Genomic DNA, 20,248 nt, shown 5'->3' on the forward strand with positions numbered 1-20,248 from the left:
GGCGGTTCAAGGACCGCCGCCCATACTGTTACTGTTCGGCGAAGGCTTTTTCGATCACATAATGACCGGGTTGCGCCACGCTGCCTTCGGTAAAACCGCGGGCTTCGAAGATCGGGCGCAGGTCGGCCAGCATCGCCGGCGAGCCGCACAGCATGATGCGGTCGTCATGGGAATTGAGCGGCGGCAGTCCGATATCCGAGAACAGTTTGCCATTCTCGATAAGATGCGTGATGCGGCCATTGTGCTTGAAAGGCTCGCGCGTCACGGTCGGGTAGTAGATCAGCTTCTCGCGCACCAGATCGCCGATCAGTTCATGTGCCGGCAGTTCCTTCTCCAGGAAATCCGCGTAAGCCAGTTCGTTGATATGCCGCACGCCATGAACCAGGACGATCTTTTCATAATGGTCGTAGACCTCCGGATCCTTGATCAGGCTGAGGAAGGGGGCGAGGCCCGTGCCGGTCCCCAGCAGATAGAGATGCTTGCCGGGCAGCAGGTTCGTGGGCAGCAGCGTGCCGGTTGCCTTGCGGCCCACCAGGATCTTGTCGCCGGTCTTCAGATGCTGAAGGCGCGAGGTGAGGGGACCGTCCGGCACCTTGATGCTGAGGAATTCGAGCATGTCTTCGTAAGCGGCACTCGCGATCGAGTAGGCGCGCAGCAGCGGCTTGCCGTTCACTTCAAGGCCGATCATGGTGAACTGGCCGCTGGCGAAGCGGAAGGCCGGGTCGCGCGTGGTCTTGAAAGTGAACAGGCGGTCGGTCCAATGGTGGACATCAGTCACTTCCGCCTGCAACAGATTGCTCATCGTCTTCTTCTCTTCACCAAAACAGCGAGCCGCCGATCAAGCGGCTCATATTGCATTGCAGCATTGAACACTTGTTGCGCGCTGTCTAACCGGAAAACGACAGAATATCAATCACCTGCAAGGCGATATCCCGCGCTGGGCAGTGTGAATTCGGTGGATGGCGCTGAACATCATTATTGCGAACGAGTCGCAAGTGCAAGTCGAAAGAGCCGGGCCGGACCGACAAACGCCTGCATCGGAACGAAAATCGGGAAGCTCGCCGGCTGCATTCATGACCATCCGCCTGAAACGGTCTGGGCGAGCCATGCGCAACTGCATCGCCGGCACGCCATTTTCTCATCGCTGGACTCAAGGTCTCGGCGCGGTCCACTCCCGGTCGAGCAGGGCGAAGACGAGTTCGTCGGTCCACTCGCCCTTGATGAATTCGTTCTCCAGAAGATGTGCTTCCCGGCGCATGCCGAGCTTGGCCATGACGCGCGCGGATGCCGTGTTGCGACCGTCGCAGCGGCCGATGATGCGGTGGAAACCCATCTCCTCGAAGCCGAAGGCGAGCAGGGGCCGGATCGCCTCGCCGGCGAAGCCCTGACCCTGGCAGGTGGGGTGGATGATGAACCCGGCTTCCGCCGACCGGTGCACGGCGCTGAGCCACACCAGTATGATTTCGCCGACGAGCCTGCCGGTCGCTTTCTCTTCCACGGCCAGGATGAGCTTGTCGCCTTCGGCATCGAGTGCCGTCTTGGACCGGCGTTCACCGAGCGACTTGGTGATCTCCTCATCGGAGCGCGGACCGACATAGAGATAGCGTAGCACCTCGGGAATGGCATAGAGCGCGATCAAGTCCTTCAGATCCCTGTCGGCGAACGGGCGGACAAGAAGACGCTGGGTTTCCATTGGATAGGTCGGAGCCGGCATCGAGACTGCCTCAAACAGGGCCGCGACACATAACCGCATCGTGACTGGGGTTATGACGCGCGCGCAATCAACGGATACTCGATATCATCGCCGAGTCGGGGAAGCACCAATAGCGAAAGGAGTGTCACATGGCGCAGAGCATGCGACAGGGATATTCAGGACTGCAGATCCTTCTGCATTGGGTCATCGCCCTGCTGGTCTTGTTCCAACTGGTCTTCGGCGAAAGCATGGGCGCCGTCGGCCGGGCCATCGAACGCGGCGAGACACCCGACCCCACCGAACAGTCCTTGGCCAGCGCCCATTACTGGGTCGGCATCGCCATCCTGGTGCTGGTCATGCTGCGGTTGATCCTGCGCGCGGTTCAGGGCGCGCCCGCGCCGATCGGCAACGGCGCGCAACTCCTCATTGCCAAGCTTATCCATGGCGTCTTCTATCTGCTGCTGATCGCGGCACCCGTGACGGGTCTGCTCGCCATCTATGTGAATGAGGAAATCGGCGAGGTGCATGAAGTGGCCAAGCCGCTCTTTATCGCCTTCATCGTCATTCACGCGTTGGGGGCGTTCCTGCATCACTTCAAGCTGAAGGATGCGACGCTGCGGCGGATGTTGGTGCCGAAATAGCGCGGGTCACCCGGTCGATGGATCCCCGCTTTCGCGGGGACGACAAATGGGGCAGAGCAAGAAGAAACGCCCCGGTCTTTCGGCCGGGGCGTTTTGTTTGGATCAGATGAAGCTCGCAGATCAGGTGCGCGGCTTCAAATTCTCCGGGTCGTAGAGGGGCTTGTAGCCGACGCCAGCGACTTCGACCGGGTATTGCTCGCCGAAATATTCGACGATGAGCTTGCGGCCCACTTGGGCATAGGACCATGGCAGGTAAGCAAGTGCGATGTTCTTGCCGATGGTGGGACCGTAGGCCACCGAGGTGGTGAAGGAGCGGCGGCCGAGTTCGTCGATTAGTGTCTCGCCTGTGGCCGGGTCCATCACCGGCATGATGCCGACCGGGTAACGGGCGACGCCCTTGCTGTCGATGTTCTCGGTCATCACGAGGGTGCAGAGCATCGCTGCCTGGTTCGGCAGCGCGCGGTGCCGGATATTCGCCGCCTTGCCGCGGAAATCCGCTTCCTTGACCTTGGGGCGCTGCAGATCGCTCTCGATCAGATTGTATTCGGTGAGGAGATCGGCGTTCTGCAGCCGGAGGCTCTTCTCCATGCGGCGGCTGTTGGCGTAGGTCTCGACGCCGAAGGCCATGACGCCCGTCGAGCGCAGCGCGTCCCAGACGGCGAGGCCGTCCTCGTAACGCATGTGCAGTTCCCAGCCCTGCTCGCCGACATAGGAGATGCGGAAGGCGGTGACGGGTTTGCCGCCGATCTTGATCTGCTTGATCGCGGCGAAGGGGAAGGCGGCGGGCTCAAGGCCGGCCGGATCCTCGACGACCTTCTGCAGGGTCGTGCGGGCGTTGGGCCCCCAGATGCCGATGGTGACATACTCAGCCGCGACGTCGGTCACCTTGACGTTGTAGCCCTTATCCTCGGCCATGCGGCGGATGTAGTGGAAATCGCGCGGGCCCGCATCGGCACCGTCGATGACGCGGATGCGGTCGGCCATGCGGATGACGGTCAAGTCGGCGCGCACCATGCCCTCGTCATCGAGGAAGTGCGTGTAGATGCCCTTGCCGATATTGGCATCGCCACCGATCTTGGCGGCGCAGATCCATTCCATCAGTTCGACATGGTCGGGACCTTCGACGTCGAACATGTAGAAGTGCGAGAGGTTGACGATGCCGCAATCCTCGCTCATCGCCAGATGTTCGGCATTGGAGACGCGCCAGAAATGGCGGTTGTCCCATTCGTTCGCGCGCACCGGCACGCGGTCGCCGTATTTTTCCAGGAGATGCTCGTTGGCCTTGTAGCCATGGGCGCGTTCCCAGCCGCCCAGTTCCATGAAATAGCCGCCGAGTTCCTTCTCGCGCTCGTAGAAGGGCGAGCGCTTGACGTTGCGGCCGGTGTCATAGGGTTCGCGCGGATGAACCGCGGGGTTGTAAATCTTCATGGCCGCTTCGCCGCAGCGGCCTTCGATGAACTTCTCCTCCATCATATGCGGGTAGAAGCGGCTGAAATCGATCCGGTTATGGTCGATCGACGTGCGGCCGTCGGTCATCCAGTCGGCCAGCAGCTTGCCCATGCCGGGGCCGTCCTTCACCCAGACGCCGACCGCATACCACAGGCCGCGCACCTTCTGGCTTTCGCCGATCGACGGGCCGCCATCCGTCGTCACCTGGAGGAGGCCGTTGAAGGAGCGCTTCTCCTCATAGCCGAGTTCGGCGAGGATCGGCGTCAGTTCGATGGCGCGCTCCAAGGGTGCCAGTATCTGTTCCATGTCCAGATCGCGCTGCGAGGGCGACAGACGCGCCTGTTCCTTTTCGAGGAGGTCGCGCGGATGACAGAGGCGCGGGTTCTTTTCCTCGTAATAGCCCCATTCGATCATGCCGCCTTCGGACGTCTTGGGATCGCCGGTGTCACGCATGTAGGCCGAGTTGCCCTGGTCGCGCAGCAGCGGCCAGCCGATTTCCTTGCCGGTATTCGTGAACTCGTTATAGGGCCCGAAGAAGCAGAGCGGATGGTCGACCGGCATGACGGGCAGATCCTCGCCCGCCATTTCCGCGATGAGGCGGCCCCAGAGGCCGGCGCAGACCACCACGTAATCGGCCATGATGGTGCCGCGCTCGGTGACGACACCCTTGATGCGGCCATTCTCGATGACCAGCGATTTCGCCGGCGTGTTGGTGAAGACCTGCAGCTTGCCGGCGGCCTCCGCCTGGTTGACCAGCTTGCCGGCAACGGTCTGCGAGCGCGGGATGACGAGACCGGCATCCGGATCCCAGAGGCCGCCCTGCACCTTGTCTTCCTCGATCAGCGGAAACTTCTTCTTGATCTCGGCGGGGCCGACGAGGCGCGCGCGGGTGCCGAAGGCTTTCGCCGAGGCGACCTTGCGCTTGATTTCGTCCATGCGCCCGTCATCGCCGACACGGGCCACTTCCAGGCCGCCGATGCGCTCGTAATGGCCCATCTTGTCGTAGAAATCGATGGAGTAGAGCGACGACCAGCAGGACAGGAAATCGTGGCTGGTCATGTAGCAGAAGTCGGATGCGTGGGCCGTCGACCCGATGTCGGTGGGCACGCCCGACTTGTCGATGCCGACGATGTCGTCCCATCCGCGCTCGATCAGGTGATGGGCGACCGACGCGCCCACGATGCCGCCAAGGCCGATGATGACGACCTTCGCCTTTGCCGGAAACTCTGCCATAACCCGCTACTCCGAAGTGGTATTGCTGTCAGACTATAGGGCGGTGGCGCCGCGCCATTGCCGCCTGTTTGCGACATTAGCAAAATGCGGCGCGACAAGAAGCCGGCGAAATCGGTGCTAGACGGCTGTTATCCCAGCAGTTTTCCCTATGTGCCGGGGCGAATCGCCCGTGATGCGCGTCGATGGCGCGAATGAGACAGGTTGCGGTATTGCGCCGCAAAATCAACGTTTTCCGCCATGGCGCATTTGGCGCGATCAGATGAGGGCTTGTCGCGCTTTCGCTAGAGGAAACGCCCTGCCGGTGACGATATGGGCGACGAATATGTCATCGGTCTATTAGTTTGATTCACGAGAAAGGCGCACAAGAAATGTCCACAGCGGAACAGACGGCGGAAGCGGGTGGTGGTCGCCGGGCACGTGGCGGCGCCGATGCGCGCCGTGCCCAGCGCCAAAGGCCCAAGCTGGTTCAGAACCCCTACATCGTGCGCAACATTCCGCTGGTGACGGTGCTGGACGAAGAGGGCCTGAGCATCATCGAGCGCAATGCCGACACTATCCTGCAGGAAGTCGGCATCGAATTTCGCGACGAGCCGGAAGCGCTGGAACTGTGGAAAAATGCCGGCGCCGACGTGAAGGGAACGCGCATTCATTTCCCGCGCGGCCTGGCACGCTCGATCGTGCAGAAATCGGCGCCCAAGCAGTACATCCAGCATGCGCGCAATCCGGAGCGCAGCGTGCAGATCGGCGGCAACGCCACGGTCTTCGCGCCGGTCTATGGCCCGCCCTTCGTGCGCGACCTCGATGGCGGCCGCCGTTATGCGACCATCGCCGACTTCCAGAATTTCGTGAAGCTCGCCTACATGTCGCCCTCGATCCATCATTCGGGCGGCACGGTCTGCGAGCCGGTCGATCTGCCGGTGAACAAGCGGCATCTCGACATGGTCTACAGCCATATGAAGCTCAGCGATAAGCCGTTCATGGGCTCGGTCACGGCGCCGGAACGCGCCGAGGACACGGTCGAGATGGCCAAGATCCTGTTCGGCGCCGACTTCGTCGCCAAGAACACGGTCATCACCAGTCTCATCAACGCCAACTCGCCGATGGTCTGGGACGGGACGATGCTGGGGGCGATGAAGGTCTATGCCCGCAACAACCAGGCCTGCATCACCACACCGTTCATCCTGGCTGGCGCGATGAGCCCGGTCACCGCGGCGGGCACGCTGGCCCAGGTGCTGGCCGAAGTGCTGGCCGGTGCCGGCACCTCGCAGCTCTACAATCCGGGTGCCCCGGTCATCTTCGGCGTCTTCGCCTCGTCCATTTCGATGCAGTCGGGTGCGCCGACCTTCGGCACGCCGGAACCGACGCTGGTGAGCCTTGCCGCCGCGCAGCTCGCCCGTCGCTTAGGCATTCCGTTCCGCACCGGCGGCTCGCTCTGCGGCTCCAAGATCGCCGACGCCCAGGCGGCCTACGAAAGTGCCCAGACCCTGCTGCCGACTCTCCAGGCGGGGACCAATTTCGTGCTGCACGGCGCCGGCTGGCTCGAAGGCGGCCTCTCGGCCGGCTATGAGAAGTTCATCATGGATGCCGATCAGCTCGGCATGATGCAGGTGCTGGCCAAGGGCATCGACCTTTCCGAAAACGGCCAGGCGCTCGACGCCATCCGCGAAGTCGGCCCCGGCAGCCATTTCCTCGGCTGCTCGCATACCCAGGCCAATTTCGAAACGGCCTTCTATCGGTCGAACATCGCCGACAACAACTCGTTCGAGCAGTGGGAAGCCGAAGGCGGGCTCGACGCCGCCCAGCGCGCCAACAAGATCTTCAAGCGCATGCTGTCGGAATACGAAGCCCCGGCACTCGATCCAGCGATCGACGAGGCGCTCAACGAGTTCATCGCCAAGAAGAAGGCGGCGACGCCCGACAGCAACGTCTAGGACGAAACGACGAAAAGGGCGCCCTCGCGGCGCCCTTTTTGCGTCTAGCCAAGGAAGGCCCTGGCGATGGCAAGAATGCCGATGGCCAGGAGGAAGAAGAGGGCAACGCGCTGATAGGTGCTGGCCTTGGCGCGGTCGAACAAGCGGTCGCCGATCACATTGCCGAGCGCCATCACCGGGATCATCAGCAAGGCCAGCACCAGGACCTTGAGGTCGATGAGGCCGGCCACGGCCTGCGCCACGATGCTCCAGGCGGAGATGAAGAAGAAGTAGACCAGCAAAGAGGCGCGGCCGATGGTCACACCTTCGGGTGCTGCCAGGAAGAAGAGGATGACCGGCGGCCCGCCCATGGCGGTGGCGCCGTTGAGCAGGCCGGATGTGATGCCGATGCCGATCTGAGCCGCGGTCGGTGGCCGCTGCTTGAAGCGGTAGCCGCGCCACAGGGCGAGCACGGCGAAAAGCAGAACGAGCCCGATCATCGCGCGCATGGCATTGGCCGGCAGATAGGTGAGGGCGAGGACGCCGAACGGCGCCCCCAGCACCGCGCCGATCAGCAGGCGATTGATCGCGTGCCAGTTCGCCATTTTCCAGGCGCGACGCAATTGCTCCGCGCCCGCCACCATGGCGACGATCGGGATGGACGGCACAACGGCAGCGGGCTCGACGAAAAGCGTGATGACCGGCACGGCGGCGAGCGCAAATCCAAAGCCGGTAAAGCCGCGCAGGAAGCCGGCCAGGAAGACGGTCCCGAAGACCAGGGCGGCCGCGCCGGTACTCATGTCCGGCAGGAGGATGGTGAGAGCTGCCGCCGTCACGATGTGCGTCAGCTCTGCTCCGTCGTCTCGACCATATGGCGCTTCATCAACGGCATCTGGCTGAGGCTGAACAGGATGGTGAGGCCGAATATGCCGAACACCTTGAAGTCGATCCAAAGGTCTTCCGACACATTGCGCCAGACGATTTCATTGAGGATCGCCATGAAGGCGAAGAAGAGGGCGAAGCGGAAGGTCAATTGCCGCCAGCCGGCATCGGTGAGCTTCAGGGCCTCGCCCATCACGTATTGCAGCGTCGGGCGCTTCAGGATCAGGCCGCCGAACAGGATGATGGCGAAAATCCCCTGGACGATCGTGGGCTTCATCTTGATGAAGGTCTTGTCCTGCAGCCAGAGGGTGAGGCCGCCGAAAATGACCACGACGACGGCCGTTATCAGCGGCATCAGGGCCAGGCGCCGCGTGGCGCCGTAGGCCAGGGCCAAGGCCGCCACCGTGGCGACCACCAGGGCAAGGGTGGCGGTCATCAGGCCGTCGATCTTGTAAGCCACGAAAAAGACTGCCAGCGGACCGAAATCTACCAGGTATTTGATGCCTTTGGGAGAAGATGCGCCGGCCATGAGACGGGTTGGTCCTATTGTTCTGATGCAGCGCGGCATGGTATGCGAGGTCCGGCATTCTGCCTAGTCCCAGGCTATTCTCCGCATCCAGGGCGCTTCCCATGTCCGAAAAGACCCATGCCGAACTCTTCGAGCGCAACCGCAAATGGGCCGAGCGGCAGCGCGCCGCCGACCCCGCATATTTCAAGCGCCTGGCCGAGCAGCAGGCACCCAGATATTTCTGGATCGGCTGTTCCGACGCCCGCGTCCCCGCCAACCAGATTCTCGATCTGCCGCCCGGCGAAATCTTCGTCCATCGCAACATCGCCAATCTCGTCTACCACATCGATACGAACTGCCTGTCGGTGCTGGAGTTCGCCGTCAATGTGCTGAAGGTCGAGCATATCATCGTCTGCGGCCATTACGGCTGCGGCGGTATCCGCGCCGCCATGGGCAATACGGAACTGGGCCTCATCGACAATTGGCTGCGGCAGATCAAGGATATCTACTCGGCCAATTCCGAGACTCTCGAAGCCGAACCGAATATCGAGAGGCGCCTCAACATGCTGTGCGAGATGAACGTCCGCCAACAGGTGCGCAATATCTGCCACACGACCATCGTGCAGAACGCCTGGAAATCCGGCCAGCCCTTGAGCGTCCATGGCTGGGCCTATTCGGTGCGCGACGGCCGCCTGCGCGATCTCGATTTCTGGGCCGACGGCGTCCATGATGTGGACCCGATCTACCAGATGCTCTCCTTCGACGAGACGCCGAGCTTCTGAGGCGGCCTATTCCGGCAGAACCGGATTCTCCGGCACGATGTCCTTCTTCCTGCGCGCATGGTGCACTTCGCGCTGGGCGATGTAGAGGTTGGCGGCGATGATGATGGCGGCGCCCACGAGAGTCTCCACCGTCGGAATTTCCTGCCAGATCGACCAGCCGAGGAAGGCGGCCCAGATGAGGGCGGTATATTCGATCGGCGCCAGCATCGACGCCTCGCCGCTGCGAAAGGCCTTGATCATGCAGAGCTGGGCGAGGGCGGAACTCATGCCCTGCAGCAGCATGATCGCCCAGTCCGGCCCGCTCGGCCAATGCCAATTCATCGCGGCCAGCGGGCAGACGATGATCAGCGTCGCCGTCGATGTGTGGAAGAGGATGTTGTGCGCACTGTCCTTGCCGGAAATGCGCCGCAAGGAGATGAGCGTCAGCGCATAGAAGAAGGCCGAACCCAGCACAAGCACCGCGCCGATATTGAGATGGCTGATGAAGCTGCCATCGCCGCGCGGTGCCGCGACGAGGGCGATGACGACGCCGACGAAGCCTACCAGAACCGCCATCCAGCGCCGCAACCCGACGCTCTCGCCGATCAGCGGACCCGACAGCGCCGTCACGAACAAGGGCGCGGCGAAGGCGATGGCGATGCAGTCGACCAGGGGCAGATACCGGAGGCCTTCGAAAAAGGTGTAGCCCGTCATCATGATCAGCACGCTGCGCATGGCGTGAAAGCGGAAGAAGCTGGTCCTGACCCTGAACGGGCTGCCCATGGCGCGGTGGGTCAGATAGAGCGCCACGACGAGGGCGGGAACGCGGCCCACGGCCAGGATCTGCCAGGTGCCGTAGCCGTCGGTCAGCCATTTGGTGCTGGCATCGGCCACCCCGAACAGCAGCACGCCCAGCGCCATGAAGAACATGGCGCCGGCCGGCGAAAGATGCTTGGCGCGAGCGAGGGCCTTGGTGGTCGGCGGGGTCATCGGGGGACACGCTGCGGATAATTTTGGCACGAATTACCCAACCGAATAGCATGGAAAAGTTGGTGGGAGGCCCTCTATTAACGCGTCCCCCTCATGCGGCGCTTTCCTTCGCCCCTGCGGTAGCAAAGAAAAAGGGCCGCTGCGGCAGCGGCCCTCGTTCTGTCGTTCGCGCGATGAATATTCAGTGCGCGCGGATGGCGAATTTGTAGTCGCGGCCGATGAGGCCCAGCCATTGCCACAGATAGTCGGCAAAGCTCTTCAGAACATAGACATCATAGGTCGGCGTGCCGTCGATCTGGTCGAGCATGATGTTGGCCTTGGTGAGGCCGGTCTGCGCGCACTGGCCGGGACCGAAGACCCGCGGATGGAGATCGAGGCTGCAGCCGCGCGCCAGCACATCGCGGGCGCCGGGCCCGGACAGCGTGATGACCGTGCGGCTTTCCGAAACGTCGATCACGGCGGCATGCTGGCCGTTGAAGGCCTGCCTGAGATCGGCCACCAGCTTTTCTTCCGAGCCGCCCGTGGTGACGATCCACCATTCGGTCGGGCCCAGCCACAGGATGCGGAAATCGCCGGCCCCCGAACCAGCCTGGGCCGTCGTGTTTGGCGTTACCGGCAGGTCGAGGCCGGTCACGGCCTTCACGGCGGCCTTGAAAGCCTCGCCGCCATCGCCGCGAATATTGACGATGGCGCGATGGGCGGATTCGCCAATGAGGAGGTCGGCGCCGGCGGCGTCGCTCTTGGCCGCGGCGGCGGTCAGGCCGAAATGCTGCAGCGCGCTGCGGCGGTTATAGGCGTCAGCCATTGGCGGGGGCTCCATCCTCGAGGAAGGTCGGTTTCGTGATCTTGGCCGCGACGACCTTGCCTTCATAGGGCAGATAGACCGTCTGGCCCATGCGGTTGCGGCCGTTCTTGATGACCGCCATGGCGATAGAGCGGTTGGCGTTCGGGCTCCAATAGCTGGAGGTCACATGCCCGATCATGGTCATCGGCGGCTTGTCCTTGACATGCTCGACGACCTGGGCACCTTCCGGCAGCACTTCCTTGGGATTCTCGGTGAGGAGACCGACGAGGTGCTTGCGGTCGGGCCGCTTGGTGTCTGAGCGCTGATGCGAGCGGCGGCCGATGAAGTCCGGCTTCGCCTTGCCGATGATCCATTCGAAGCCCAGATCCTGCGGCGTCATGGTGCCGTCGGTTTCCTGGCCGACGATGACGAAGCCCTTTTCGGCGCGCAGCACGTGCAGTGCTTCGGTGCCATAGGGGGTGATGTTGAACTCCTCGCCCGCATTCATCAGCGCACGCCAGACATGGAGCGCGTAGCTCGGCTGGATGTTGACTTCGTAGGAGAGTTCGCCGGTGAAGCTGATGCGGAAGATGCGCGCCTTGACGCCGGCCACGGTGCAATCGCGCCAGGTCATGAAGGGGAAGGCTTCTTCCGACAGGTCCGTGCCTTCGACGACCTTCTCCAGCACTTTGCGCGAATTCGGGCCGTTGAGCGCGATGACCGCCCATTGCTCGGTAACGCTGGTGAAATAGACCTTCTTCTCGGGCCATTCGCACTGATGCCATTCCTCCAGCCAGGACAGCACGCGGGGCGCGCCGCCGGTGGTGGTCGTCATATGGAAATGGTTTTCCGAAATGCGGCTGGTGACTCCGTCATCGAACACCATGCCGTCCTCGCCGCACATGAAGCCGTAGCGGCACTTGCCGGGCTCCAGCTTGGTCCAGGCATTGGTGTAGACCATGTTGAGGAACCAGGCCGCATCCGGGCCCTGGATGTCGATCTTGCCCAGGGTCGAGGCGTCGACGATGCCCACGGAATCGCGCGTCGCCTTCACTTCGCGGCTGACCGCCGTATGCATGTCCTCGCCGGCCTTGGGATAGTACCAGGCGCGGTGCCACTGGCCGACGCATTCGAAGGGCGCCCCGTGGTCGGTGTGCCATTGATGCAGCGGCGTCTTGCGGATGGGATCGAGGAAGTCGCCTTTGTCGGAGCCCGCGAACACGCCGAAGGTGACCGGCGTGTAGGGCGGACGGAAAGTGGTGGTGCCGACTTCCGGGATGGTGACGTTCTTGAGGCCCGCCATGATGGCCAGCGCGTTGACGTTGCTGGTCTTGCCCTGGTCGGTCGCCATGCCCATCGTGGTATAGCGCTTCAGATGCTCGACCGACTGATAGCCTTCGCGATGCGCCAGCTTCACGTCGGCCGCGGTGACGTCGTTCTGGTAATCGACGAAATGCTTGCCGCCCTGGCCCACCGGCACATTGGACGGCACGATCCACAGCGAGCGCAGGGGCTGGGATTCGGGTTCGGCCTCGGCGCTCGGCGCATTGCCGGTGACGTTGCTGAAGCCGAACCTGGCGGCCGCCTCGGCGCCGGCCTGATGACCTTCCTTGAGGCCCGCATCGAGCCCGAAGAGACCGCGCGCGGCACCGACCGAACGGTTGTTCTGGCCCAGCATGATCGGGCCCGGGATGAAGGCCTGGATGCCGTCGTCCCAGACGACCTTGGCGCGGGTCTGCGAATGGAGGTGCACGGTCGGCTGCCAGCCGCCCGAGCTCAGCACCGTGTCGCAATAGATATGGCGGGCCGAGCCCACCACGCCATTGCCGTCGCCGGTCAGCGATTGCACCTCGACCTCGCGCACCTGCTTGGTGCCCTTGACCTGGGTGATCGCCGAATTGTCGATGATCTCGATCCCCTTGGCGCGCGCCGCCTGCGGAAGCGCCCCCGTCGGATTGGCGCGCAGATCGACGACAGCGGCGATCGACACGCCGGCGGCGCTGAGGTCGAGTGCCGTCTGATAGGCGGTATCGTTGTTGGTCAGGATGACCACGCGCTGGCCGGGCGCGGAACCATAGCGGTTCACATAGGTGCGCGCGGCCGACGCCAGCATGCAGCCTGGGCGGTCATTGTCGCTGTAGACCAGCGGCCGTTCGATGGCGCCGGTCGCCAGGATCACTTCCTTGGCGCGGATGCGCCACAGCCGCTGGCGCGGGCCGGTGGCGGTGGGGCCGACATGATCCGTCACACGCTCAACAAGGCTCAGCATGTTGGCGTCGAGATAGGCAAATGCCGTGGTGCGGGTCAGCACGCGGACTTCCGGCATGCTGGCGAGCTCGGCCTTGACCGCCTCGATCCATTCCGCGACCGGCTTTCCGTCAACGGTGCGGTCGCGCTCGGAGAGCAGCGAGCCGCCCAATTCGGCCTGTTCGTCAACCAGCACCACGCGGGCGCCGGCACGACCGGCGGCCAGCGCCGCGGCGAGGCCGGCGGGACCGCCGCCCACCACCATCACGTCGCAATGGCCGTAGACCTTGTCATAGCGGTCGGGATCGGTCTCGGTGGGACCGGTGCCGAGGCCGGCCGCGCGGCGGATGAACTTTTCATAGAACAGCCAGCCGTCCTTCGGCCATTTGAAGGTCTTGTAATAGAAGCCGGACGGGATGAAGCGGCTGCCGATGGAGTTGACGGCGCCGATATCGAAATCGAGGCTCGGCCAGCGGTTCTGGCTGGTGGTGACCAGCCCGTCATAAATTTCGATCTGCGGCGCGCGGGTGTTGGGTTCGCGGTAGGCGCCGGTGCCGACTTCGACGAGGGCGTTGGGCTCTTCGGCGCCCGCGGTGAGGATGCCGCGCGGACGGTGATACTTGAACGACCGGCCGACCAGCGTCACGCCGTTGGCCAGAAGGGCCGAGGCCAGGCTGTCGCCCTGATAGCCGTAATAGGTCTTGCCGTCGAAGCTGAAGCGGACCGGCTTCGAGCGGTCGATGCGGCCACCGGTGGCGACGCGGTTCTTCTGCGCGCTCATGTTACTTCTGCTCCAGCTTCGGGGCCGGTTCGCCCATCTTGTAAACCTTGACGATTTCGTGCGTCACCGTATGGCGCGCGACGTTGAACCACTGGCGGCAGCCGCGGCTGTGCACCCAGCGTTCGAAATGCACGCCCTTCGGGTTCTTGCGCATGAACAGGTAATCGGCCCATTCGGCGTCGCTCATGCTGTTCTGCTGGTCGAGCGTCGGGCGCGCGATATGCGCCTCGTGGCCGTAAGCGAACTCATGCTCGTCGCGGGGACCGCAATAGGGGCAGGAGATGAGAAGCATCTGATTGTCTCGTCTGCTTGAATTAGTGCGCGACGCCGGCGGCGCCGTGCTCGTCAATGAGATAGCCGCTGGTGAACCGCTCGAGCGCGAACGGAACGGCCAGCGGATGCGGTTCGCCCCGCGCGATCGTGTGCGCAAAGACGTTGCCCGAACCCGGTGTCGCCTTGAAGCCGCCAGTACCCCAGCCGCAATTGATGAACAGGTTCTCGACCGGCGTCTTGCCGATGATGGGGCTTGCGTCGGGGCAGGTGTCGACGATGCCGCCCCACTGGCGCAGCATGCGCAACCGGCCGAAGCAGGGGAAGAGGTCGGTCAGCGCATTGAGCTGGTTCTCGATGATGAAGGGCGAGCCCACCTGCGCGTAGGACGTATAGGCGTCGATGCCCGCACCCAGCACCAGTTCGCCCTTGTCGGACTGGCTGACATAGACATGGACCTGGGGCGACATGACGACCGTGTTGAGGATCGGCTTGATCGGCTCGGACACCAGCGCCTGCAGCGGATGGCTTTCGACCGGCAGGCGGAAACCGGCCATGCCGGCCAGCACGCCCGAATGACCGGCGACGACGATGCCGATCTTCTTGCCACCGATGAAGCCTCGGGTGGTCTCGACACCTTTCACGACACCACCCACGATCTTGAAGCCGGTCACTTCGGTATTCTGCAGGATGTCGATGCCATGCTCGTCGGCCTTGCGGGCAAAGCCCCAGGCGACGGCGTCATGGCGGGCGACACCGCCGCGGCGCTGCAGGCTGGCGCCCATGATCGGATAGCGCGCCTTCGACGAGCAATCGAGGATCGGCACCATTTCCTTGATCTGTTCGGGCGTCAGGATTTCGCTGTCGATGCCGTTGAGCTGGATGGCATAGACGCGGCGGCGCAGCGCCTGCATGTCATGCTGCGTATGCGCGAGGTTCATCAGGCCGCGCTGGCTGAACATGACATTGTAGTTGAGGTCCTGCGTCAGGCCTTCGAACAGCTTCAACGAATGTTCGTAGAGATGGGCCGATTCATCCCACAGATAGTTCGACCGGACGATGGTCGTGTTGCGGCCCGTGTTGCCGCCGCCGAGCCAGCCCTTTTCAATCACCGCGACGTTCGTGATGCCGTGTTCCTTGGCAAGGTAATAGGCCGTCGCCAGGCCATGGCCACCGCCGCCGATGACGATCACGTCGTATTCCGGCTTTGGAGCCGGGCTGCGCCAGGCCTCCTGCCAACCCTGGTGGTAGCTGAGGGCGTTCCGAACCAGGCTGAAAATCGAATAGCTTTGCTTCATAGCGATCCCGATTTGGGGGTTTCCCCTAAGAACTGTCGCGCAAGAGGGGGTGTGCGTTTTCTACGGTGGCGGATAATGGCAGGGCAAGGGGGCCGAATCCGCCGATCGCGCGCCATCTAATGTCGCGTTAACGCCCTGGGTCAAGCTGACACATTTCATGCCCTTTTGAGATTTTCACCCACAAGACCATTGGGTTGGTGTGGATGCAGCTATTATTCGCGCGTCATTACAAGAAATTGGCGCAATGGCGGAAATGGCGCGATTTCTGACCGAAAGGTTTAAACTATGTCGCATGCGCGCCATTTTGCCTGTGGACGACATGTCGGAAATAAGATATTCCCTCGACGCGAAATTCGCTGAACTCACTCGATAGGGGGAATGCTGCCGTGTTCGGTGATCTGCCGGTGAAACTGCCGCAGGAAATGGCCTTCCTGCTGGTGCCCAACTTTTCGATGATCGCCTTCACGTCGGCAGTTGAGCCGTTGCGGCTCGCCAACCGCGTCGCCGGCAAGGAACTCTATCGCTGGCATCTCTTTTCGGCGGACGGCAAGGCGGTCGCTGCCTCGAACGGCATTCCCCTGGCGCCCGAAGGCTCGGTCGAGCAGATCGTGAATTACCAGACGATCGTGCTGTGCAGCGGCGTCGACGGGCATCTCTACGAAGACAAGAATGTGTTTGCCCATCTGCGCCGCGCGGACCGGCAGGGGGCCGATATCGGCGCGCTCTGCACGGGTGCCCATATCCTCGCCAAGGCCAATATGCTCAACGGCTATCGCTGCACCATCCATTGGGAGAATCTGGCGAGCTTTGCCGAGAATTTCCCGGAGATCGAGACGACCTCCGAACTCTTCGAGATCGACCGCAACCGCTTCACCTGCTCAGGAGGAACGGCGGCGCTCGACATGATGCTCAATCTCATTTCGCAGCAGCATGGCCACGAACTGGCCGCGGCGGTCTCGGAGCAGTTCATTCACGAGCGTATCCGCGACCGCCACGATCATCAGCGCATGGCGCTGACGGCGCGTCTGGGCGTGCGGCACCCCAAGCTCATCCAGGTCATTCAGCAGATGGAAGCCAATCTCGAGGAACCGCTGGACCGCGCCGAGTTGGCAGACGCCGCCGGCCTTTCCAGCCGCCAGATGGAACGCCTGTTCGCCAAATACCTGCATCGCTCGCCGGCGCGCTATTACGTCGAGCTGCGCCTGCACCGGGCGCGGCTGCTACTGCTGCAGACCAACATGTCGGTGATCGACGTGGCCTTGGCCTGCGGCTTCGTCTCGGCGTCGCACTTCTCGAAATGCTACCGGGACTTTTTCGGCAAGACGCCGCGCCGCGAACGCGCGACGCCCAGCGCCAGCCCGCGCCTGCAGATCGGCAGCGTTGCCGCCTAGCAGTCCATCTTTTCGAAGCGCTTGAGATTGGGTTCCTCGATCGCCTCGGAATCGACCGGCGGCTGCTGGACCGCCGTGCCCGGCTTGTCGAAATAGTCGCTGAAATCGTAGGCGTCGCCGTCGCGGTCGTTCTGCGCGAGGTTCTCTTCGTGGAGGGTCTCGGCGGGAAGCGAGGCATCGTTGACGTGAGGTCCGGCCGGCACCGGCGGTTCGTCGGCCATGGCAAGTCCGGCGCCGATGACGAAGCAGATGGCGATCATGACCAGCGTCGCGATGCTCATTATGCGGAACATGTTGGAACCCCTTGCTACCCACCTTCGTCGCGCGGATCGTTCGCGCCGTTCGATGGTCGCAAGATTAGCCCCATGCCACCCGGCCGTCTGTGATCGGCACCACAGCCAGGGTCAATGCGAACTAGTTGATAAATAAGTATTTATCTAGATTGTGTGACGGAATGCACAATGGTGTCGGGGGCGGGGACTTCAGGCGCGCGCGCGGCCGAAGGGCGGCTTGGCGAAGAGTCGCCGCACCATCGGTTCGAACGCTTCCATCGGAGCCGTGTCATAGGCCGGGTCGAAGCTGTTCTGGTCGTAATTCTGGCAGAAGAGGGCGGTCTTCTCGAACATCGGATGGCCGCGATAGCGCTCCCGCTCGAAGCGGTCCAGGCCGACATGGTGGAAGAAATAGTAGCCCTGGAAGATGCCGTGATGCTTCACCAGCCAGTAATTCTCCTCCGACACGTAGGGGCGCAGGATCGCGGCGGCGAGTTCGGAATGGTTCTCGGGCGCCAGCAGATCGCCGATATCGTGGAGGAGGGCGCAGACCACCAGTTCCTCGTCCTGCCCGTCGCGCATGGCGCGCGTCGCCGATTGCAGCGAATGCTGATAGCGGTCGATCTGATAGCCCATCCTGTCGCCCTCAAGCTTCCTGAGGTTGGCGATCACATTCCCGGCCAGGCCGTGATTGAGCTTCTGATAAACCTCGTCGAGGAACTGGTATTCCTCATAGGTGCCGTCTTCCATGCGGATGAAGTTGACGGTTTCCTGATCCATGGCGGCGCATCCTCGACATCATTTTGCCAAAATCGCATGCAGTCTAGGGTCAGAAAACTTCACGGTCCAGGTCCGCCTCATGCTCGCCGCGCTCAAAGATGCTCTAGCCGCCGCAGGCATGGCGCTGCGCGGCGGCTTTGCGCCTGAAAGCGGCGATCTGGTGCCGCTTCTGGACACCGGCGCAACCGCCCGCACGGTCCTCCTCATCGGCAATGTCGGCGGCGCCATGTGGCAGCCCTTCGCGGCTTCTGGCGCGCAAGACCGCTACGCCGCCGATCCGATGGATCGCTGGACGCGCGATGTGCTGGACCCGCTGGCGGCAGCTTTCGGTGCCAAGCCGCTCTATCCCTCCGACGGCCCGCCCTATCATCCGTTCCAGCGCTGGGCGGCGCGGGCGGAAGCGGTGCACGTCTCGCCCCTGCGGATTTTCATTCACCCGGCCTACGGCCTGTGGCACGCCTACCGCGCGGCCTTTCTTGTGGCCGAGGCGCTGAGACTGCCGGCGCCCGCCTTTGCCGACAGTCCCTGCCTGACCTGCGCCGACCGGCCCTGCCTGTCCTCGTGCCCCGTCGGCGCCTTCACCGAGAACGGCCTCGACGATCTGCGCTGTGCCCGCCACGTCGATGGGCCGGGCGGTGCCGAATGCCGCGACAATGGCTGTCTTGCGCGCCGTGCCTGCCCCGTCGGGCGCGGTCACGCCTATCCGCCGCAGCAGATGGCTTTTCACATGGAGGCCTTCCTGGCACGGCGGCGCTGACCTTTTTCCAAATATTCCGAACCGGCCGGCGCCCGGTTGCGACTGACGGCCGGCCATTGCCACAACATCCGACCAACTGAAGCTCTTCCAACTGAAAATCGATATGATCAAGCATCCCGGCCTCAAGGCCTTCGGTTCTCTCGCTCTCGCCGCCCTGGTCATGCTGGGCGGGGCTCTTCTCGCCAGCCTCCTTGCTGGCAGCTCTTTCGGTGGCTGACCGCGACGTAAAGGAACGTATTTTTCATAACCGGCCTTGTGTCCCGTCCCATGACCCGGAAACGCCGTCCAGGCGGGATAAAAGTCACGCGTCGCAAGGGCTTGTGACATCTTAACGAGGCAGGAGGGTGACCTCTCTTGACGCTTGTCGCTGTGGGAGTCGATGGGGTATCTACTATTGCTCCAAAAATGACCTCAACAGCCGGAGGGCGGGTTTTGCGCTCACTGATATTTTCGCTGGCAGCCTTCTGCGCCAGCCTTGCCGTCGTTCTGGGTGTCTCATTCTCCACGGCGCATGCCGCCGAAGTGACCCTGCTGGCGGTCGAAAACGCCGGCGGCCCGGAAGTGAAGGGCGCCATCGCCTGGTCGGTGGTCAAGGTGAACAAGGAAACCGGCAAGCCCGAAGCAAAGCCGACCGCAACCGGCAACGGCCCGCGCCTCCTGGCCCAGCTCGATCCCGGCCAATATCTGGTGACGGCGAAACTGGGCAAGATCGAATCCAGCCAGGCGATCATGGTCGGCAAGTCCGCCACCACGCGTTCGCTGGTGCTGGCCGACCCAACCAAGACCGCGTCGAGGAAGCCCGAGGCCGGCCCCCCGGCCCAGCTCTCCATCAACATGAAGCTCAGCAAGGGCAAGAGCCCGCTCAAGGAGCCCGTGCTGTGGGAAGTCTATACCTATGAAAAAGGCGGCACCGATGCCGGCGAGAAGGTCGCCGAACAGAAAGCCGCGACCGGCATGTTCTCCTTGCCCGGCGGCTCCTATGTGGTGCGCGCGCATTACAAGGGCACCAAGGCCGACCTGGTCATTCCGATCGAGCCCGGTCAGTCGCTGAAATACACGCTCAATCTTTATGCCGGCTATGTGAAGCTCGCGGCCCTGAAGCCGAAGAAGCAGAAGACCTCGGCCGAGGCCCTCTCCTGGCAGATCCTGCGCCAGCGCCCCAACGCGCCCGGCGTCTACGAACTCGTCACCAGCAGTGAAAAGCCGAACCCGACGCTGATGCTGCGCGAAGGCCGCTACCTCGCGGTGGCGCGCCTTGGCAACAAGCTCTGGGGCAGCGAGCAGATCGTCATCACCGCCGGTGAAACGGCCACCAAGAAGATCGATCTCAAGGAAGGCGTCGGCGCCCCGGAAGTGGCCGCGGCGAACTGAGGCCAGCTCCCTCCAAACTGGATCCCCGGGTCAAGCCCGGGGATGACGGGAATAACTGGACAGGGGCCTTCAAAGTCACTCGTCATGCCCGGGCGAAGACCCGGGCATCCACTGCCGGCAACTGAAGTGTAGGAGCGGCGCCCTTGGGCGCCGTTTTTCATTCCGCGTCCCCGATGATATGCCGGAATGCGTCTCATGAGACTTTCAGGGGACCGCAAGTGCTCAGCCTT

At 63.1% G+C, this 20,248-nt stretch carries 18 protein-coding genes; 6 read left to right on the forward strand and 12 right to left on the reverse strand.

What is annotated here, in order from left to right; genetic code table 11:
• Positions 1–28: 28 nt before the first annotated feature.
• Entirely contained in the window at positions 29–802 is a 774-nt protein-coding gene (locus ACE3TY_RS09200) for a ferredoxin--NADP reductase (protein WP_374652729.1), read from the reverse strand.
• 348 nt (positions 803–1,150) lie between these two features.
• Entirely contained in the window at positions 1,151–1,714 is a 564-nt protein-coding gene (locus ACE3TY_RS09205) for a GNAT family N-acetyltransferase (RefSeq protein WP_374652730.1), read from the reverse strand.
• Positions 1,715–1,842: 128 nt separating this feature from the next.
• Between ACE3TY_RS09205 and ACE3TY_RS09210 the strand changes: the two genes are divergently transcribed.
• A complete protein-coding gene (locus ACE3TY_RS09210; RefSeq protein WP_374652731.1) occupies positions 1,843–2,334 on the forward strand; it encodes a cytochrome b in 492 nt (163 codons plus the stop codon).
• A 120-nt stretch (positions 2,335–2,454) separates the two neighbouring features.
• Here ACE3TY_RS09210 and ACE3TY_RS09215 read toward each other — a convergent pair whose 3' ends face one another.
• Positions 2,455–5,016, reverse strand: a complete 2,562-nt coding sequence (locus ACE3TY_RS09215) for an FAD-dependent oxidoreductase (protein WP_374652732.1) — start codon at positions 5,014–5,016, stop codon at positions 2,455–2,457.
• A 368-nt stretch (positions 5,017–5,384) separates the two neighbouring features.
• On the opposite strand from ACE3TY_RS09215, the gene ACE3TY_RS09220 reads away from it, so the two are divergent.
• A complete protein-coding gene (locus tag ACE3TY_RS09220; protein WP_374652733.1) occupies positions 5,385–6,947 on the forward strand; it encodes a trimethylamine methyltransferase family protein in 1,563 nt (520 codons plus the stop codon).
• Between the two features lie 44 nt (positions 6,948–6,991).
• Here ACE3TY_RS09220 and ACE3TY_RS09225 read toward each other — a convergent pair whose 3' ends face one another.
• Both ACE3TY_RS09225 and ACE3TY_RS09230 read right to left on the reverse strand, forming a co-directional pair.
• Complete coding sequence (locus ACE3TY_RS09225) at positions 6,992–7,762, reverse strand: sulfite exporter TauE/SafE family protein (protein ID WP_374652734.1); 771 nt, start codon at positions 7,760–7,762, stop codon at positions 6,992–6,994.
• An 8-nt stretch (positions 7,763–7,770) separates the two neighbouring features.
• The gene (locus ACE3TY_RS09230) at positions 7,771–8,337 is read right to left on the reverse strand and encodes a septation protein A (RefSeq protein WP_374652735.1); all 567 of its coding nucleotides are present in this window, start codon (positions 8,335–8,337) and stop codon (positions 7,771–7,773) included.
• Positions 8,338–8,438: 101 nt separating this feature from the next.
• Here ACE3TY_RS09230 and can point away from each other — a divergent pair, with 101 nt between their 5' ends.
• Positions 8,439–9,098: a carbonate dehydratase gene (can, locus tag ACE3TY_RS09235; RefSeq protein ID WP_374652736.1), complete on the forward strand. Its 660-nt coding sequence runs from the start codon at positions 8,439–8,441 to the stop codon at positions 9,096–9,098.
• Between the two features lie 6 nt (positions 9,099–9,104).
• Here can and ACE3TY_RS09240 read toward each other — a convergent pair whose 3' ends face one another.
• From ACE3TY_RS09240 to ACE3TY_RS09260, 5 genes are all read right to left on the reverse strand, one after another.
• Positions 9,105–10,067 carry a DMT family transporter gene (locus ACE3TY_RS09240; protein WP_374652737.1) on the reverse strand — a complete coding sequence of 321 codons (963 nt, stop codon included), beginning with the start codon at positions 10,065–10,067 and terminating at the stop codon, positions 9,105–9,107.
• A 181-nt stretch (positions 10,068–10,248) separates the two neighbouring features.
• Positions 10,249–10,872: a sarcosine oxidase subunit gamma gene (locus ACE3TY_RS09245; RefSeq protein ID WP_374652738.1), complete on the reverse strand. Its 624-nt coding sequence runs from the start codon at positions 10,870–10,872 to the stop codon at positions 10,249–10,251.
• Positions 10,865–13,879, reverse strand: coding sequence for a sarcosine oxidase subunit alpha (locus ACE3TY_RS09250; protein WP_374652739.1), 3,015 nt, complete (start codon positions 13,877–13,879; stop codon positions 10,865–10,867). Before ACE3TY_RS09250 ends, ACE3TY_RS09245 begins: the two co-directional genes overlap by 8 nt.
• A 1-nt stretch (position 13,880) precedes the next feature.
• Entirely contained in the window at positions 13,881–14,171 is a 291-nt protein-coding gene (locus ACE3TY_RS09255) for a sarcosine oxidase subunit delta (protein WP_374652740.1), read from the reverse strand.
• A gap of 22 nt (positions 14,172–14,193) precedes the next feature.
• On the reverse strand, positions 14,194–15,447 hold the full coding sequence (locus ACE3TY_RS09260; RefSeq protein ID WP_374652741.1) for a sarcosine oxidase subunit beta family protein: 1,254 nt from the start codon (positions 15,445–15,447) through the stop codon (positions 14,194–14,196).
• Between the two features lie 386 nt (positions 15,448–15,833).
• On the opposite strand from ACE3TY_RS09260, the gene ACE3TY_RS09265 reads away from it, so the two are divergent.
• The gene (locus ACE3TY_RS09265; protein WP_374652742.1) at positions 15,834–16,838 is read left to right on the forward strand and encodes a GlxA family transcriptional regulator; all 1,005 of its coding nucleotides are present in this window, start codon (positions 15,834–15,836) and stop codon (positions 16,836–16,838) included.
• Here ACE3TY_RS09265 and ACE3TY_RS09270 read toward each other — a convergent pair.
• A complete protein-coding gene (locus ACE3TY_RS09270) occupies positions 16,835–17,131 on the reverse strand; it encodes a hypothetical protein (protein WP_374652743.1) in 297 nt (98 codons plus the stop codon). The two genes, ACE3TY_RS09265 and ACE3TY_RS09270, sit on opposite strands and share 4 nt — an antisense overlap.
• 189 nt (positions 17,132–17,320) lie before the next feature.
• Positions 17,321–17,890 (reverse strand): HD domain-containing protein, encoded by a 570-nt coding sequence (locus tag ACE3TY_RS09275; RefSeq protein WP_374652744.1) that lies wholly within the window; start codon positions 17,888–17,890, stop codon positions 17,321–17,323.
• Between the two features lie 79 nt (positions 17,891–17,969).
• Here ACE3TY_RS09275 and ACE3TY_RS09280 point away from each other — a divergent pair, with 79 nt between their 5' ends.
• Both ACE3TY_RS09280 and ACE3TY_RS09285 read left to right on the forward strand, forming a co-directional pair.
• The gene (locus tag ACE3TY_RS09280) at positions 17,970–18,647 is read left to right on the forward strand and encodes a ferredoxin (protein WP_374652745.1); all 678 of its coding nucleotides are present in this window, start codon (positions 17,970–17,972) and stop codon (positions 18,645–18,647) included.
• A gap of 432 nt (positions 18,648–19,079) precedes the next feature.
• Positions 19,080–20,018: a hypothetical protein gene (locus ACE3TY_RS09285; protein WP_374652746.1), complete on the forward strand. Its 939-nt coding sequence runs from the start codon at positions 19,080–19,082 to the stop codon at positions 20,016–20,018.
• Positions 20,019–20,248 lie beyond the last annotated feature (230 nt).

Origin of the sequence: Dongia sp., from assembly GCF_041918875.1 — a bacterium.
GTDB lineage: Bacteria > Pseudomonadota > Alphaproteobacteria > Dongiales > Dongiaceae > Dongia.